This is a genomic window from Pseudactinotalea sp. (genome assembly GCF_048594945.1).
Lineage (GTDB): Bacteria > Actinomycetota > Actinomycetes > Actinomycetales > Beutenbergiaceae > Pseudactinotalea.
In genome coordinates this window covers 1-15,809 of the sequence record NZ_JBMDXJ010000276.1, presented here as the reverse complement: position 1 = coordinate 15,809, position 15,809 = coordinate 1, and the positions used below count along the sequence as shown (strand labels likewise).

Below are 15,809 nucleotides of genomic sequence, written 5' to 3'. Positions count from 1 at the left end.
GCCCTTCAACCGGCTCGCCGACGGCACCGTCCACGACTGGTAATCAGCGCTACCGGGCGCCGCCCGCCCCGCTGACGCCGGTGAGTGCGGTCCCACGAGGCGGGCCGGGGTGGGACTGGTATCACCGGGCCCGGCCGGGGGTGGGACTGGACTCACCGGCGCCCGGCCTCCCACTCCTCGCGCAGAACTCCGAGCACGACGGCGTCGTGAACGCCTCCCGCCCAACGGCGGGCTCGGCGCATGCGCGCCTCCTCGACGAACCCCGCTCGCTTCGCGAGCGCGACCATGCCGGGGTTCCCCGAGTAGGTCGCGAGGTCGAGGCGGAGCGCGTCGGTGGCGGCGAACAGGTAGTCCGTCCAGAGGGTGAGGGCTTCTCGGCCGAGACCCTGGCCCCAGACGGACTCGTCCCACAGCACGATGCCGAGCCGGCGCCAGTCGGTCTCCTCGCTCTCCCAGTACCAGGTGACAGTGCCGACGAGGAGATCGTCCGACCGCCGCACCACGCCGAGCGAGGTGCGAGGCTCGGGCAGGGCCGGCGACTCGGCCAGCTCGAGAAGGCGACGACGCAGACCCGCCAGGTCCTGCGCCGTCGGGCGCCCGAAGTACGGACCGTTCGTCTCGTGCCACGGGCGCTCCGGGACGAGGAGGTCGGTGAGGCGAGCGGCGTCGCCTGACTCCCAGTCACGCAGCGAGACTGCCGCACCCTCGATCCGCACGAGTGAGGATGCTACGTCAGCTCGGTGCCCCATCCAGCCGCTCGAGGATCCCCTCGCCCACGCGGATCACCGTGCGCAGGTCGTCCTCGGAGATGCCGTCGATCACGATGTCGCGGACGTAGGCGACGTGAGCAGGTGCCGCCATCTCCACCCGCTGCCGCCCTTCGGGGCTGAGGATCGCGTTGGTCGCGCGACGGTCCTCCAGGGCACCCACCCGCTGGACGAGCCCCTGCTTCTCCAGCCGCCGGACCACGTGCGACAGCCGGGAGAGCGATCCGTGCGTGCGCTCGGCGAGGGTGCTCATCCGCAGCGTCCCGCCGGATTCCTCGGCGAGCATCGCGAGCACCATGTACTCGAAGTATGTCAACCCTGCGTGCTTCGCCATGCCAGCATCCAGCGCCGTGGGCAGCTTGGTGAGCATCCCTGTCAGCGCGAGCCATGCTTGACGTTCCTCGGGTGTGAGCCATCGTGTGGCCATAGCACCCCTCCTGTTCATGCCTCGTTCCCCGAAACTCGGCACACAGTAAGCATCCACGAGCGGAGTTCGGAGCCGAGCGGAGGGATGATTGGGGTGAAATCAGAGGGTGAGGGCAGAACTACCCATCTCACTCCGTCCGTCGGAGCACCGCCATGAGGACGCGCAGCGCGAGGATCACCGCGATGCACAGCAGCGTGGTGCCGAGCACCCAGAACAGGCCGATGCCGGGAGCCACGAGGGGTCCCGGGCCCACGCTGAAGAGCACGCTCGCCATGATTCCGGCGGTCGCGGCGAGCACGGTCATGATGCCCTGGTGCCAGAGCCTGGTGATGAGGTCGCGGTCGCGGCGGTCCGCCAGCAGGCGCACTCCGAACGAGAGTCGGCCGTGCTCCACGGCGTCGGTGAGGCGGTCCAGCCGGCGCGGCAGCCTGCGCAGCACCGGCAGCAGCGTGACCGCCTCCTTCTCGAAGGTCTCCCGCAGCCGGGCCGGCGACGTGGCCTGGCCGAGCTGGTCGCGACCGATGGTGCGGACCCGCTCCGCGAGGTCGTAGCCGGGGTCCGCAGTCAGCAGCGTGCCCTCGAGCGTGGCGACCGCCCGGAACGTCGCAGCGACCGCGGGCGGGATCCCGAGACCGTGCTCGGAGACGAGCGAGAACAGTGCCGTGAACGCCGCCGCACCCGCGCCCGGACCGCCCGAGCCGAACCGGAGAATGACCTCGGCGACATCCTGCTCGAGAGCACGCTCATCGACGTCGTCGGGGCGGTCGACCACGTCGAGCAGAGCGTCCGCGGCCGCCCGCGAGCTTCCGGTGCCGATCGCACCGAACAGCCGCGCGAGCCCTTCCCGGGTTGCCTCACCCAGCCGGCCGACCGAGCCGAGGTCGAGGAGTCCCAGCGTGCCGTCGTCGTCCACCAGCACGTTGCCCGGGTGGAGGTCCACGTGGAACACGCCGGTGCGCAGCACCTGCCCCATCACCACGTCGAGGAGGGTGTCCGCGAGCTCGCCGCGACGGTGCGCGCCGAGCGAGGCGAGCAGCGGCTCCGCCGACCCCAGCGGGACACCGTGCAGGCGTTCCATCACGAACACACGCGGAGTCGAGAGGTCCGGGTAGGTGCGGGCGACGCGGATGCCGCGGGTGTCTGCGAGCTCGGCGGCGACCAGGGCGGTGCTGCTCTGCTCCACGGTGAAGTCGAGCTCCTCGCGGAGGGCGTCGGCGAACCCGTCGGCGAGTGAACGTAGCCCGAGGCGGCCGGCCCACTCCGTACGCGCCGTGAGCGTGCCGGCGAGCCGCTTGACGATGTCGAGGTCGCGGTCCACCTGGTCGGCGATGCCGGGGCGCTGAACCTTGAGGACCACGGCCGAGCCGTCGTGGAGGGTGGCCGCGTGCACCTGCGCGATCGACGCCGAGCCGAGCGGGTCGCGGTCGATCGAGGCCAGCACCTGCTCCGGCTGCCGACCCCACTCCTGCGCGATCGTGGCCTGCACCTGGTCCCACGTGAGCGGCTGCGCCGAGTCCTGCAGCAGCGAGAGCTCGTCGATGAACTCCGGCGGCAGCAGGTCGCGGCGTGTGGAGAGCTGCTGCCCGAGCTTGACGAACGTGACACCACCATCCTCGAGCGTGCGTCGCAGCGCGCGGGCGAGGTCGCGCCGCTCGGCCGAGCTCGACGCCCCAGCTGGGCGGCGGCCGCGCAGGAACCTGCTGAGTCCGTGCTTGGTGACGATCCCGACGATCTGGGTGTAGCGCCGCCCCCGCGACAGCCGCGACCGCCAGCCGCGCCAGAGCTCGACCGGGCCCGGCATGGTCCCGTCGGGGACGATCATCTCGGCGATCACCAGCAGCAGCATCGCGAGCACCACCGCGAACACCGCAAGCAGGCTCAGGTACAGCAGCAGGCCGACCGAGGGCGCGGTGCCGGTGTCGATCGCCGCGGGCTCGCCGATGAGCACGTCGAGCATCGGCCGGGCGATCAGTGTGGCGAGCAGTGCCGCGAGCGTGGCCCGGACCAGGCTCACCGGCACGCCGAGCACCCGCCGCACCAGGAGCGCGAACAGGACCGCGTTGATCAGCGAGGCGCCGACTGTGATCAAGGCATCGAGGGCATCCATCGCGCCTGAGTCTGTCAGGACTGCCGCAGCGCCGGAAGCGCACGGGTGGGAAGGAGTTCGGGGTGCGTGTGGTTGGGGTCAGTGTGACCGAGACGACCCCCGCGCCCGATGCCCCATCCACCCTGCCGCTGGCAGTGCTCGACTTCGTCGGCATCGAGTACGGCGAGAGCGCTGCGGACTCGATCGCCGGCGCGGTCGAGGTGGCCCGCGCCGTCGAGGCCGCCGGGTTCGGCCGCTACTGGATGTCCGAGCACCACAACATGAGCTCGCTTGCGTGCAGCGCGCCCGAGATCCTCATCTCCCACCTGCTCACCCTCACCAGCAGCATCCGCGTGGGTGCCGCCGGGATCATGCTGCCGAACCACGCAGCCTTCAAGGTCGCGGAGACGTTCCGCACGCTGCTCGCGATCGCGCCGGGCCGGGTGGACCTCGGCCTCGGTCGGGCGCCGGGCACCGACCCGCTGACCGCGCACGTGCTCCGCCGAGGCACCCAGACCGACCCGGCCGCCGACTTCCCTGGCCAGGTCGCCGAGCTGCTCGGGTTCCTCGGGGACGGCTTCCCCGAGGGGCACCCCTACGGGCAGCTGCTCGCTGCGCCGGTGGTGCCGGACCGGCCCGACGTGTTCATGCTCGGCTCCAGCCAGTACGGCCCCCAGTTCGCCTCGGTCAACGGCATGCGTGCCGTGTTCGCACACCACATGAGTCCGGAGATCGCCACCTCGGTGCTGCGCCGCTACCGCGCCGACTTCACGCCGGGCGTGGAGCAGGAGCCATGGTCGGCGATCTCGGTCCTGGCGTTCGCGAGCGACGACCCCGACGAGGTCACCCGCTTCGAGGCCGGCTGGGCGCTCACGATGCTCAACCTGCGCCGCAACATCCGCGAGCCGATCCGACCCGAGGCCGTGGACGAGTTCGCCGCATCCGCCGAGTTCCGCGACGCTCCGCGCGATGCCGACCGGATGGCGACAGGTCCCGCCGGGGTGGTCGTGGAGCGCCTGCAGCAGCTCCGGCAGGAGAGCCAGGCCGATGAGGTCGTCATCGTCACGCCCGGCCTCGACCGCGCGGCCCGCATCGCGAGCTTCGAGTCGGTCGCGGCGGCCTGGCCACGCTGACGGGCACGCCGGTCCCCTCCGGGGCGATTGACTGCCGCCGTGCGACTGCGATCCACCGGGAAGCGCTTTCCGCGCGGGGGGGGGGTGGGTGGGCGTCAGCGACGCTCCAGCGCGAGCCAGGCGGCGAGTGCGTCGATCTCGTCCTCGACGGCGGAGCGCACCTTCCGGGTCGGCTCACCGTCCCAGTGGAGCGCGTTGATCGCGAGGGTGCCGGCCTTGCGGTCGGCAGTGGCGTCGAGCTTGCCCACGAGCCGATCGCCCGCGAGCACCGGCAGGGCGTAATAGCCCCAGCGGCGTGACGCCGCCGGCTTGTACATCTCGAGCACGTACTCGAAGCCGAAGAGCTCCTGAAGTCGCTTGCGGTCGTGCAGCAGGCGGTCGAACGGAGACAGCAGTGCCACCCGTGGCTCCAGCTCCTGCCCCAGCTGCGCCGGATCCACGCGCCAGGTACCCGGGACGCCCTCGACCTCAGCAGGCTCGCCGGCCTCGCCCACGTGCACCGGCTCCATCGGCTGCTTGGCGGCCTTCGCCCGCGCGAGGCCGAGCGACTGCAGCCGACGCTCGTCCCGCCGTCGAGCAGCCTCGGGCAGCGGCACCGGCGGAACCGCCGGGTAGACGCGCTCGGCGAGATCCCACAGCCGCTCCTTGCCGGCGCGGCCCGCGACTGCGACCAGACCTTGCGCCACCAGCACCTCGAGGATCTGGGTGACGTTGCGGTTGTTCGTCCACCCGGTCGAGCGCCACGGCACCACGCAGGTGTCGGGGAGATCGCGCGAGGGGAGCGGGCCATCGGTGCGCAGCCGCGCGAGCACGTCCGCCGCGAACGCCTCGTTCGCCTCTGCCCACTGGCCGATCCCGGTGCCCGCGTGGCGGGCCGACCAGTCAGCCATCCCGGCGGTGTAGAGCGCGATGTCCTCGGCCGGCCGCAGCAGAGCGTCGAGCTCGATCAGCTCGCGTCGCTCGAGCGCGCCGCGAAGGTCCTCGGGCGTGTATCCGGCGCCGAGCCTGCTCCAGAGCACCAGGTCGGCACTCGGGGCGATCGCGCTGGTCGGGTCGAGCTGCAGCAGCGTGGCCCGCCGCACGAACGAGACCAGATCCGGGGGCCGATCCGCCCCGAGCCACTGCGCGCGAACCGCGATGGCGCACGCCTGGAGCATCGACAGCACGTGCGCCTTCACGAGCCTCAGGCTACGGGGGATAGCCCGAGCACGGGAGCGGGGAATCCGGGATGCCGCATCGTGCTCGTCCGGTTACCGTTTCCGCATGGCCCGATCGTTGACCGAGCGCGCACAGGCGGCGGTCGAGAACCTGCACGTGCCGGTGCGCCTGATCGACCGCGTGTTCACGGGCTTCGCCACGCTGGCGGCCGGGTGGCTCGCCTTCCTGCTCATCTACCAGCTGGCCACCGCGGGCTGGACCCACCTGTGGGCGTTCGTGCCGTTCTGGCTGCTGGTGACCTATCTGATCCTGCCGCGGATCCACTCGCTGCTGTCGCGGATCTACCTGCCCGACTACTTCATCGGCCGCACGCGCACCCGCGAGGGGGTGCTCGGTGACCCGGTGAACCTCGCGATCCTCGGTGACGAGGACCAGATCCATGCGGCGATGCTCCGCGCCGGATGGCACCGTGCCGACGAGCTCAACCTCTTCACCGGCTGGAAGACCGTGCGAGCCACGCTCGGGCGCCGCTCCTACCCGGAGGCGCCGGTCAGCCAGCTCTACCTGTTCGGCCGGCGCCAGGCCTTCACGTATCAGCAGGAGGTCGAGGGAAACCCGGCCAAGCGTCACCACGTGCGCTTCTGGCCCACGCCGGACGGCTGGTTGCTCCCCGGCGGCCGCCGGGTGGAGTGGCTCGCCGCGGGCACGTTCGATCGCGCGGTCGGCTTGTCCCTGTTCACCGGCCAGGTCACCCACCGCATCGATGCCGACACCGACGTGGAGCGTGACCACATCGTCGACACCCTCACGGCACCGGAGGCCGGCAACACCGGGATCGCCGTGGAGCGCCTGCGCCACTTCTCCTCCGGCTACCACCACCGCAACGGCGGCGGCGATCGGATCCGGACCGACGGCGACCTCCCGGTCATCGACGTCCGCGCGCTGCCCGAGCCGTCCAGCGAGGTGCGCGATCAGATCGACCTCGACCACGAGGAGGCCGCCTACCGCCGCCCGGTTCCGCTGACCGTGGCCTTCGCGGTCGGTCTCGTGATGCTGCGTGGTCTCGTGGGTGTGCTGAGCTTCGCGTGGACCGTTCCGGACCACGGCGGAGGCCTGCTGGAGCTTCCGTTCGTGCAGACCTGGCTCGCCGACGGCATCCCGCTCGACGCTCTGGTGGTGACCACCCGGGTGCTGCTGGTCGTCTACTTCGTGCTGTTCGGGATCCTCGGCGTGCTCGTCTATCGCGGCCACCGGTGGGCCCGCACGACCGCGCTCCTGCTCAGCACCGCCGGGGTGCTGGTGTGGGCGTCGCTGTGGTGGTTCGGCGTGGAGCGTGGCGCGACCGTGATCAGCCTGTTCGGGACCGCGCTGGAGATCCTCGCGATCCTCGCTCTCTCCAGCGACACCGCCCGCGTCTACGTGGGCAGTCGCCCGGGCGAGCCCGAGCGCGACACGGCCGGCGAAGTCAGAGGATGAGCCAGATCGCCAGCCCCACCAGCACGATCAGCGCCGAGGCCAGCGCCGCCGGGAACAGCGAATCACGCTGAGGGCCCACCTCGGCGGTGGGTTCCGTCCGCGGCTTCCTCGGCTTCGGTTCGATCTCCTGCTCGACGGCGGGGGACTCGTCCTCGGGTTCGCTCGCCTCGGTCTCAGGCTCAGGCTCGGGCGGGTTCGGCTCGGGATCCGTCTCGGGCTCGTCGGGTTCGGTCACGGGCTGCGCGGCCTCGCGCACGATCAGCGGGGCGAGCGCCGGGAGGGTCTCGCGGAGCGCAGCGCTCGCGGTCTCCGACAGGTCGAGCCCATCCACGACCGCGCCCGCCAGTTCGGTCGCTCGCTCGTCGGCGTCGGTTTCCTCGACCACGTCGGCCACGACGACCGTCACGTTGTCCCGGGTGCCGACGCGCAACGCGGCGTCGATGAGCAGCTCGGCAGCCTCGTCGCGATCCGGGTGGGCGAGCACCTGCCCGATCTCCTCGGGCGCGAGGTAGTCCGACAGCCCGTCGCTGCACAGCAGCAGCCGGTCGCCGGGCTCGATCTCCAGCGCGATCACGTCGAGGTCGGGGCCACCGGGCTGGTCGTCGAGCGAGCGCAGCAGCATCGCCCGGTACGGGTGGGTGCGGGCCTTCTCCGGTGTGAGCTGGCCGGTGTCCACGAGCCGCTGCACGTGGGTGTGGTCGGTGGTGACCTGATACAGGGAGGCGCCGCGCAGCGCGTACACCCGCGAGTCGCCGATGTGTCCCACGGTGATCTGGCCGCTGTGGCTGACCACGGTGAGCAGCGTGGTGCCCATCGACTCCAGCATCGGGTCGGCGTCGGACATCTGCTGCAGTGCGGAGCGGGTCGCCCGACCTGCCTGCGTGATACGAGCGGCGACATCCGAGACCTCGGTGGCAGCGCCGTCGGGCATGTCATCGGCGAGACGCGCGAAGACGCGCGTGGCCACGGTCGAGGCGACCTCGCCGGCGGCGTGGCCGCCCATGCCGTCGGCGAGCACGAGCAGGTGCGGACTGGCGAGGGCGGAATCCTCGTTGTTCGTGCGCACGGTGCCGAGGTCGGAGCGGACAGCGAAGCGGAAGGTCACCTCCATGTCACGCCTTTCACCATCGTCACCCGGCCCGGTGGACGTCCTCACGATAGTGCGTCTCAGACCGCGTTCTGCTTCTGCAGGTGTCGCAGCGCTACCCATCCGATGGGGACTCGGATGTAGAGGGTGAGCACGCGGAAGATCAGCACGGTCGGGAGTGCGGCCGCGGTGGCGATCCCAGCGGTGCGCAGACCCGTGGTCAGCGCAGTCTCGACGCCGCCCATACCGCCTGGTGTGGGCACTGCCGAACCAATGGCTGTACCCGTGAGATAGATGACGGCGAGCGTGGTCAGCGGCAGACTCTGCCCGAACGCGGCGAGCGTGGCGGCGAACGCCGCGAGGTAGCCGGCGGTCATGATGACATTCCCGCCGATGCCCATGAGCAGCCGGCTCGGCTGCCCCAGCACCCAGATCAGCCGGGGCAGCACCTGCCGCAGCGTGGGGAGGATCTTGGCGATCAGCCACCGGCGCAACTTCGGGATCGCGAACAGGACGCCGATGATCGCCAGTGCGATCGCCAGGATGATGACGATCGTTCCCGACGGCAGCGACGCGAGCGCCCCCTGGCTGCCGGTGAGCAGCGCGATGGCGATGAGCATCAGCACGGTGGTCACGAACTGGGACACCTGCAGCAGCGCCACGGTCGCCACGGCCATCGGCGTGTCCACGCCCCGCTTCGTCATGAAGCGCAGGTTGAGTGCGGCCGGACCGACCCCGGCGGGGGCGACGATGCCGATGACCGAGGCGGCCACCTGCACCAGCGTGGTGCGCCACAACCCGAGTTTCTCGGGGGAGAACGCCACCAGACCCATCGCCGACCCCAGGTAGGTGGTCAGGCCGAGCCCGAACGCCGCGATCATCCAGAGCGGGTTGGCGTTGGCCGCGTAGGTGAGGATCTCGCGGAAGTTGACCGCCGTGAACAGCACCCACCCAGCCACGACCGCGACCACGATCGTGACGATCGTGCGCGGCCGGAACCGGGTGAGCTGCATCGGCTGCACCGCGGACTCCGACTCCGGCAGGTAGGTGACGAGCTTGTTGCGCACCTCGCGCAGCGCCGTCTTGTCCTGACGTGTCTCCGCCTGCGTCTCGGGTGGCAGGGCGACCCCCTGCAGCAGCGGCGCCAGAGCGGCGAGGTGGTCGCGCCCCAGCGCCCGTGCTGCCGCCTCGCACGCACGGTCGGCGCCGACCCTGACCGCGAGCAGCATGAGCATCTGGATCTCGTCGATCCGTCGGGACAAGGTCGAGGACGCGATGTCGCCCTGCTCCCAGCCGCTGATGTACACGGTGCCCTCATCGGGGCCGTCGCCCACGAGGAGCACGGTCTCGGCAGAGAGGTTGCGGTGCGAGAGGCCGGCGGCGTGGGCGCGGCCGAGCTGCTGCCACGCGTTGTCCATGACGTCGTCGGTGATGCGGTCGACCGTGAAGTCGGAGAGGTTCTGAGCGTCCTCCACGTGCTCGCCGACCAGCACGATCGACTCGTCCGAGCGGGCGATGCCGCGCAGATCGGGGCTGTTGACGCCTGCGGCTGAGGCCGCGTAGGCCATCAGCACCGCCCGATCGGCAGCCTGCCGCAGCGAGACCGCGTTGCGGCGGCCGATGCCACGGAGCCGGATCGCCGACCACAGCCACGCCAGCAGGCCGATCACCTGTCGGTCGCGGTCGAGGACCACAGCGTCCCAGCGGCTGCCCGTGTGGTCGAGGATCGCGTAGACGCGGTTGAAACCTTCGCGCTCGATCGTCACGGTCGCCGACTCCGGCAGCACGGCCGCGATGCCGCGGAAGGCGGTGTCGGTCATCGGCTCGGTCGAGGGTGGTGCCGGGTCCGGCCGCACCTGGGGGATCGGTGCGGTGGCGACGTCCGGTTCCCGTGGCTCGGCCCTGGTGTCGGCCGTGGTGTAGCCGAGCGGTGCGGCGGTCTCGATCGTCTCCACCCGCATGTGCTCGACGGCGGACGTGCCACCCATGCGGATCACGCTCACGGGGTCCACGCCGGAGCGGCGGATCGCGGCGACCAGGGCCTGGCCGTGCACGCGCTCGGACAGCACGCCGAACAGGTAGCGCACACCCAGCCCCACGGCGCGCCCGATCAGTACCGAGACGAGCGCTCCGACGATCGTGGAGGTGCTGGTGATGACGGAGACCACGAGCACGATCCACAGCAGGTTCCAGGAGATCGTGATGATGCGGCTGCGGTCACGTGTCCCGGTGGCGGTGAGCAGCGCCGAGAGGGCCGCGACCGTGGGTGTGATCGTCATGACCCATTGGCCGGAGCCGTCGAGTGCGACCTGCCAGACCTGCAGCTCCTCGATCAGCACCTCGGGTGCGTGATCGAGGATCAGCCACGAGACCACCACGGCGATGATCGCGGCGATCACGGCCGCGCCGAGGGCCTCGAGCACGGCGCGAGGGTTGCGCCGGATCAGCCGTTCGGCGATCACGACGATCGGCAGGATCAGCGTCAGCCAGCCCTCGATGACGTTGACCGGGAGCAGCAGGATGCTGCTGACCACGTCGATGATCGTCTGCAGCGGTGAGGCCTCGATGTCGTCGATCACGCCCGTGGTGGTGCGGCTGGCGTAGATCCCGAGCACGAGCACCGCCGCGATTCCCACCACCGAGGCGAGCATCAGCACGAGGTCGACGGGCCGCCGGACGCGTAGCACCGGGAGGTCGACCACCCGGACCGCCTGCGGCTGCGGCGGTACCGCTGCAGCGGGTGCGGGATCCGGAGCGGACATAGGCTCGATAGTAGGTCGCGGCGGCCCAGGTCGTGCGGCGCGGCTGCGGAGTGTGGCCGCTCAACTGCGCGGCGGTTCGCCCTTCGGGGTCGCCGGGAGCTTCCGGTCCACCAGTGCGGCCAGCGCGAACAGCGCGAGGAACAGCACGGTCACCCCGGCGGCGTTGAGCAGCGTGCGCGGGTAGCCGAGCTCGGACACGTCGATGAACGGGTACGGGTACCACCCGTGGATCTCGCCCATCACGAGCGTGTAGCCCAGCCACAGCACGGGCCAGATCAGCGCAAGCCCGATCGTGGACATCCCGATCCGCGGGCGTGGACCGAAGAACAGCCAACCGAAGAAGGCGAGCAACGGCACCACGATGTGCAGCAGGGTGTCGGTGACGGCGTCCACGCCGGTGAGGTTCATCAGCGGACGCAGGAGGAACCAGGCCACGAGCCCGGTCACCGTGATCCCGATGAGCGCGTCCAGGCGCAGGACCCGGAACCCGCGGCCGTCTGCGGCCGGGTTTGCGACGAGCACGGCGGCCACGATGGCGACGGCGATGTTCGACTGGATCGTGAAGTAGCTGACCAGTCGGAGCAGTCGCTCGCCCAGCGGCAGGATCTCGGCATCGTCGAGGAGGCGCCCACCCTGGAAGACGAGCACGGTCTGCAGCACCAGCGCGGCGACGGCGACCACGAGTGTCAGGACGTGCCAGGCGCGCGCGCGATTCATGAAGCGTCAGGCTACTCCCGCCTCGGTGGGGCGCGGGCTCGGCGCGCGGGTCAGCGGTCGAACGAGACCAGCAGCGTGCGAAGTACCTGTCCGAGCTGGTCGCGCTCCCTCGGTGAGAGCGCGGCGAGGATGCGGTCCTCGTTGGCGACATGCGCCGTCATCACCTCCTGGGTCAAGGCGATCCCCTGCTCGGTGAGCTCGACGGGCAGAGACCGGCGATCGCCGTCGGGCGCCCCGCGGCGAACCAGGCCCCGCTCGGCGAGGCGGTCCACCCGCTTGGTGACGGCGCCGCTGGTGACCATCATCTGGTCGCCGAGCTGGGTGGGGGTGAGGCGGTACGGCTGTCCACTGCGACGGATCGTCACGAGCAGGTCGAAGTCCCCCTCGCCGAGGTCGTAACGGGCGTACAGCTCCTTGAGCTGGACGTCGATCGCACGGGACGCGCGGCTGATCCGGCCGATGACGCCGATCGGCGACGGGTCGAGGTCGGGCCGCTCGGCGCGCCACTGCTCGAGGATCTGGTCGACGTGGTCGCGCGGTGCGTTCATGACTGGACTATATCTTCCACGGAAGATATAGTCTCTTCCGTGGAAGGTAAATCGATCAGGGCGGGCCTGCTGGCTGCGTTCGCTGCCGCGGCCTGGGGGACCACCTATGTGGTCACCGGCGCGTTGCTGCCGCCCGACCGGCCGCTGTTCTCGGCGGTGATGCGCGCGCTGCCGATCGGGCTCGTGATGCTCGCCTGGCGGCGCCAGCTGCCGCAGGGGCCCTGGTGGTGGCGCACGCTGATCATGTCGCTGTGCACGATCGGGCTGTTCTTCCCGCTGTTGTTCCTCGGCGCCTACCTGCTGCCCGGCGGACTCGCCTCGACCCTGCAGGCGGCGTCGCCGCTGGTGGTCATGGCGATCGCGTGGCCGCTGCTGCGCGAGCGGCCGACGGTGCTGCGCGTCGGCGCCGCCCTGGTCGGGCTGATCGGGGTGGCGCTGCTGGTGTTCCAGGCGCCGACGACGCTGCCGGCGCTCGGGGTGGCCGCAGCGCTCGGGTCGATGCTGATCTCGGCGCTCGGGTTCGTGCTGCTGAAGCGGTGGCCCGCCCCGACCGACATGATCACGATGACCTCATGGCAGCTCGTGATGGGCGGGATCGTGCTGGTGCCGATCGCGCTCGTCCTCGAGGGCGCTCCGCCGGCGATCGATCTCGGTGGCGCGCTCGGCTACCTCTGGCTCGCAGTGATCGGGACCGGAGCGGCCTACGTGTGCTGGTTCACCGGTCTGAAGCACCTGCCTGCTGCGGCCGTGTCACTGATCGGGTTGCTCAACCCCGTGGTCGCCACCGTGCTCGGCGTGATCGTCATGCACGAGACCTTCGGCCTCTCGCAGGCGCTCGGCGCCGGGCTGGTGCTCGGCAGCGTGCTGCTCGGGCAGCCGGCCATCGCCGCACGCTTGCGCCGCCGTGGCACACCTGAGGTCTCGACCGCGGCCTGAGGCTGTCGAGAACGGGATCTCCCGATCGTCATCGCGTTGACCGACGCCGACCGGCGCCGGGCCGCCATCATGGATGACAACCGAGGGAGACCCGAGATGAAGTACGTGGCAATGCTGGTCGACTACAACGACCCCGACTACTCGTGGGACACAGCGTCGGAGGAGGAGCAGCAGGCCGAGATGGTCGCGCACGGCGCCTTCGACGCCGCCGTGGCCGCGCGCGAAGGCTGCGAGATCATCGCCGGCGAGGCGCTCACCGGAGGTGACAGCGCCACCGTGATCCGACAGCGCGGCGGCGAGGTCGCGCTGACCGACGGTCCCTTCAGCGAGGCGACCGAGGCGATCGGAGGGATCTACATCCTCCAGGCGCCAGACCTCGACGTCGCGGTCGAGCTGTTCTCGCTGCTGACCCCCTATGTGCTCGAGATCCGGCCGGTCGACACCACCGTCGAGGGCTGACCCCGGGCGTGAAGGTCGAGGCGGCTGACGCCGTCGAGCAGGCATGGCGACAGGACTGGGGCCGGCTGCTGGGGCTTCTCGTGGGCAGGTTCCGCGACGTGGATCTGGCCGAGGACGCACTCGCCGACGCGTTCGAGGCTGCCACGCGCACCTGGCCTGCCGACGGCGTACCCGCCAACCCGGCGGCGTGGCTGCTCACCGCGGCACGCCGCCGGGCGCTGGACCGGTTGCGCGGGACCGAGACCGCACGCCGCAAGCTGCCGCTCCTCGTGGTCGACCACCTGCGGCAGGAGGAACGTGAATCGGAAGAAGAGGTGGAGGTGGACGATGTGGGCGACGACGAGCTCAAGCTCTTGTTCCTCGCCTGCCACCCGGCGCTCGCTCCCGAGTCGCAGGCCGCGCTCGCACTGCGTCTCGTGCTGGGAGTGCCGACGGCGGAGATCGCGCGGCTCTTCCTGGTGGCCGAGCCGACCATGGCCGCCCGGATCACCCGGGCCAAGAAGAAGATCGCGACGGCGGGGGTCCCGTTCGTCATGCCTGACGGCGATGCGCTGGCCGGGCGGGTCGACGTCGCCACGCAGGCTATCTACCTGTGCTTCACGGCGGGCTACGCCCCCGGCTTCGGGGAGGCGGTCGTGCGCGCCGACCTCGCGGGTGAGGCGATCCGGCTGGCCCGGGTGCTGGCCGCACTGCTGGAGCGGCGCGGTGAGCCGGCGCCGGTCGTGCTGGCGCTGCTCGCGCTGATGGTGCTGCAGCACTCGCGCCGGGATGCGCGGGTCGAGCCCGATGGTGCACTGGTGCTGCTCGCCGACCAGGACCGCGGGCGCTGGCACCACGACGAGATCGCCGAAGGGTTGGCGCTGCTCGCGACCCTGCCGCCGGAGTCAGGTCGTGCCGAGGAGCTGCGGCTGCAGGCGGTGATCGCCGCGCGGCACGCCACCGCGGTCCACCCCGACGGCACCGACTGGCCCGCGATCGCCGCCGACTACCTGCGGCTCGAGCGGCTCACGGGCTCACCGGTGGTGCGGCTCAATCGAGCGGTCGCGGTCGCCGAGGCCGATGGGCCCCGCGCCGGCCTCGCGCTCCTCGACGGGCTCGACGACCTGCTGCCGCTCTCGCACCGATTGCCCGCGGTTCGCGGCGAGCTGCTCGCGCGGGCGGGAGAGGTCGAGGCGGCGCGCGAGGCGTTCGTGCTCGCGATCGAGCGGTGCGGCAACGACGCGGAGGTCGCGTACCTGCGCGCGACACTCGCCTCCCTCTGAGGTTGGCTGGAACGAATCGTGCGCTCGACGGCTCCGGCTGCCGGATGTGATCGCTCACTCCGCATCGAGCGTGCGATTCGTTCCCGGGGCTCCGGAAGATCCGCCGTCGTGGCGGCGTTGAGGCGGGCGTGAGCGTCGAGACGGAGGCCGTGTCGTTGCCGGTGGCGGCGCCCACGGTCGCCGACGTGGTGGTGATCGGCGCCGGTCAGGCCGGGTTGTCCGCGGCCTACCACCTGGCCAGGCGCGGCCTTCGGGGCGCCACGGGGGAGGCGAGCCCGACAGCGGAGGGCGAGTTCTCGCCGTCGGGCACCTTCGTGGTCCTCGACGGCGAGGACGGGCCGGGCGGCGCCTGGCGGCACCGCTGGCGGACGCTCCGCATGGCGACCGTGAACAAGGTGCACGACCTGCCCGGCCGGGAGCTGCCGGAGGTGGACCCGTGCGCGCCGTCGCGCGAGGTGGTGCCCGCCTACTACGCGGACTATGAGCGCGACTTCGCGCTGCCGATCCTGCGGCCGGTGCACGTGCAGCGCGTCGAGCGCGAGGACGACCACCCGCGTGGGCGGCTGCGGGTGGCGACCGACGCGGGCGTGGTGTCCACACGCGCGATCATCAACGCGACCGGCACCTGGACCAAGCCGTTCTGGCCGATCTACCCCGGTCAGGACACGTTTCGTGGCAGGCAGCTGCACACCGCCGACTACGTGAGCGCCGAGGAGTTCGCCGGTCAGCACGTGATCGTGGTGGGCGGCGGCATCTCGGCCGTGCAGCTGCTCGAGGAGATCTCGCACGTGGCGACCACCACGTGGGTCACGCGGCGGGAGCCGATCTGGCGCGAGGACGAGTTCGACGCCGCCGCCGGGCGCGCCGCCGTCGCCATGGTGGAGGACCGGGTGCGGCGTGGACTGCCCCCGCGCAGCGTGGTCAGCGTGACCGGACTGGCCCGGACGCCGAGCCTGCGTGCTGCGGCCGAGCGCGGTGTGATGCAGCGCTA

Annotated in this window: 14 protein-coding genes; 6 read left to right on the top strand and 8 right to left on the bottom strand. The window is 71.3% G+C overall.

Annotated elements, in window-relative coordinates:
* Positions 1 to 152: 152 nt before the first annotated feature.
* From ACOJSN_RS12015 to ACOJSN_RS12005, 3 genes are all read right to left on the bottom strand, one after another.
* Positions 153 to 716, bottom strand: a complete 564-nt coding sequence (locus ACOJSN_RS12015) for a GNAT family N-acetyltransferase (protein WP_420112735.1) — start codon at positions 714 to 716, stop codon at positions 153 to 155.
* Between the two features lie 16 nt (positions 717 to 732).
* Complete coding sequence (locus ACOJSN_RS12010) at positions 733 to 1,194, bottom strand: MarR family winged helix-turn-helix transcriptional regulator (RefSeq protein ID WP_420112734.1); 462 nt, start codon at positions 1,192 to 1,194, stop codon at positions 733 to 735.
* 127 nt (positions 1,195 to 1,321) lie between these two features.
* The gene (locus ACOJSN_RS12005) at positions 1,322 to 3,301 is read right to left on the bottom strand and encodes an ABC1 kinase family protein (protein WP_420112733.1); all 1,980 of its coding nucleotides are present in this window, start codon (positions 3,299 to 3,301) and stop codon (positions 1,322 to 1,324) included.
* Positions 3,302 to 3,363: 62 nt separating this feature from the next.
* Between ACOJSN_RS12005 and ACOJSN_RS12000 the strand changes: the two genes are divergently transcribed.
* Positions 3,364 to 4,413: an LLM class flavin-dependent oxidoreductase gene (locus ACOJSN_RS12000; protein ID WP_420112732.1), complete on the top strand. Its 1,050-nt coding sequence runs from the start codon at positions 3,364 to 3,366 to the stop codon at positions 4,411 to 4,413.
* A 95-nt stretch (positions 4,414 to 4,508) separates the two neighbouring features.
* On the opposite strand, the gene ACOJSN_RS11995 is transcribed toward ACOJSN_RS12000, so the two are convergent.
* Complete coding sequence (locus ACOJSN_RS11995; protein ID WP_420112731.1) at positions 4,509 to 5,591, bottom strand: DNA glycosylase AlkZ-like family protein; 1,083 nt, start codon at positions 5,589 to 5,591, stop codon at positions 4,509 to 4,511.
* A gap of 85 nt (positions 5,592 to 5,676) precedes the next feature.
* Between ACOJSN_RS11995 and ACOJSN_RS11990 the strand changes: the two genes are divergently transcribed.
* Positions 5,677 to 7,047 carry an LssY C-terminal domain-containing protein gene (locus ACOJSN_RS11990; protein ID WP_420112730.1) on the top strand — a complete coding sequence of 457 codons (1,371 nt, stop codon included), beginning with the start codon at positions 5,677 to 5,679 and terminating at the stop codon, positions 7,045 to 7,047.
* Here ACOJSN_RS11990 and ACOJSN_RS11985 read toward each other — a convergent pair.
* The 4 genes from ACOJSN_RS11985 to ACOJSN_RS11970 are packed head-to-tail and all read right to left on the bottom strand — an operon-like array spanning position 7,037 to position 12,161.
* A complete protein-coding gene (locus tag ACOJSN_RS11985) occupies positions 7,037 to 8,158 on the bottom strand; it encodes a PP2C family protein-serine/threonine phosphatase (protein ID WP_420112729.1) in 1,122 nt (373 codons plus the stop codon). The two genes, ACOJSN_RS11990 and ACOJSN_RS11985, sit on opposite strands and share 11 nt — an antisense overlap.
* Before the next feature lie 56 nt (positions 8,159 to 8,214).
* Positions 8,215 to 10,896, bottom strand: coding sequence for a lysylphosphatidylglycerol synthase transmembrane domain-containing protein (locus ACOJSN_RS11980; protein WP_420112728.1), 2,682 nt, complete (start codon positions 10,894 to 10,896; stop codon positions 8,215 to 8,217).
* A 60-nt stretch (positions 10,897 to 10,956) separates the two neighbouring features.
* A complete protein-coding gene (locus ACOJSN_RS11975; RefSeq protein ID WP_420112727.1) occupies positions 10,957 to 11,613 on the bottom strand; it encodes a Pr6Pr family membrane protein in 657 nt (218 codons plus the stop codon).
* A 50-nt stretch (positions 11,614 to 11,663) separates the two neighbouring features.
* Entirely contained in the window at positions 11,664 to 12,161 is a 498-nt protein-coding gene (locus ACOJSN_RS11970; protein WP_420112726.1) for a MarR family winged helix-turn-helix transcriptional regulator, read from the bottom strand.
* 39 nt (positions 12,162 to 12,200) lie between these two features.
* Here ACOJSN_RS11970 and ACOJSN_RS11965 point away from each other — a divergent pair, with 39 nt between their 5' ends.
* From ACOJSN_RS11965 to ACOJSN_RS11950, 4 genes are all read left to right on the top strand, one after another.
* Complete coding sequence (locus tag ACOJSN_RS11965) at positions 12,201 to 13,097, top strand: EamA family transporter (protein WP_420112725.1); 897 nt, start codon at positions 12,201 to 12,203, stop codon at positions 13,095 to 13,097.
* A gap of 96 nt (positions 13,098 to 13,193) precedes the next feature.
* A complete protein-coding gene (locus ACOJSN_RS11960) occupies positions 13,194 to 13,556 on the top strand; it encodes a YciI family protein (RefSeq protein WP_420112724.1) in 363 nt (120 codons plus the stop codon).
* A gap of 8 nt (positions 13,557 to 13,564) precedes the next feature.
* On the top strand, positions 13,565 to 14,818 hold the full coding sequence (locus ACOJSN_RS11955) for an RNA polymerase sigma factor (protein ID WP_420112723.1): 1,254 nt from the start codon (positions 13,565 to 13,567) through the stop codon (positions 14,816 to 14,818).
* Positions 14,819 to 14,946: 128 nt separating this feature from the next.
* On the top strand, positions 14,947 to 15,809 hold an 863-nt coding region (locus ACOJSN_RS11950; protein WP_420112722.1), incomplete at its 3' end, for an FAD-dependent oxidoreductase.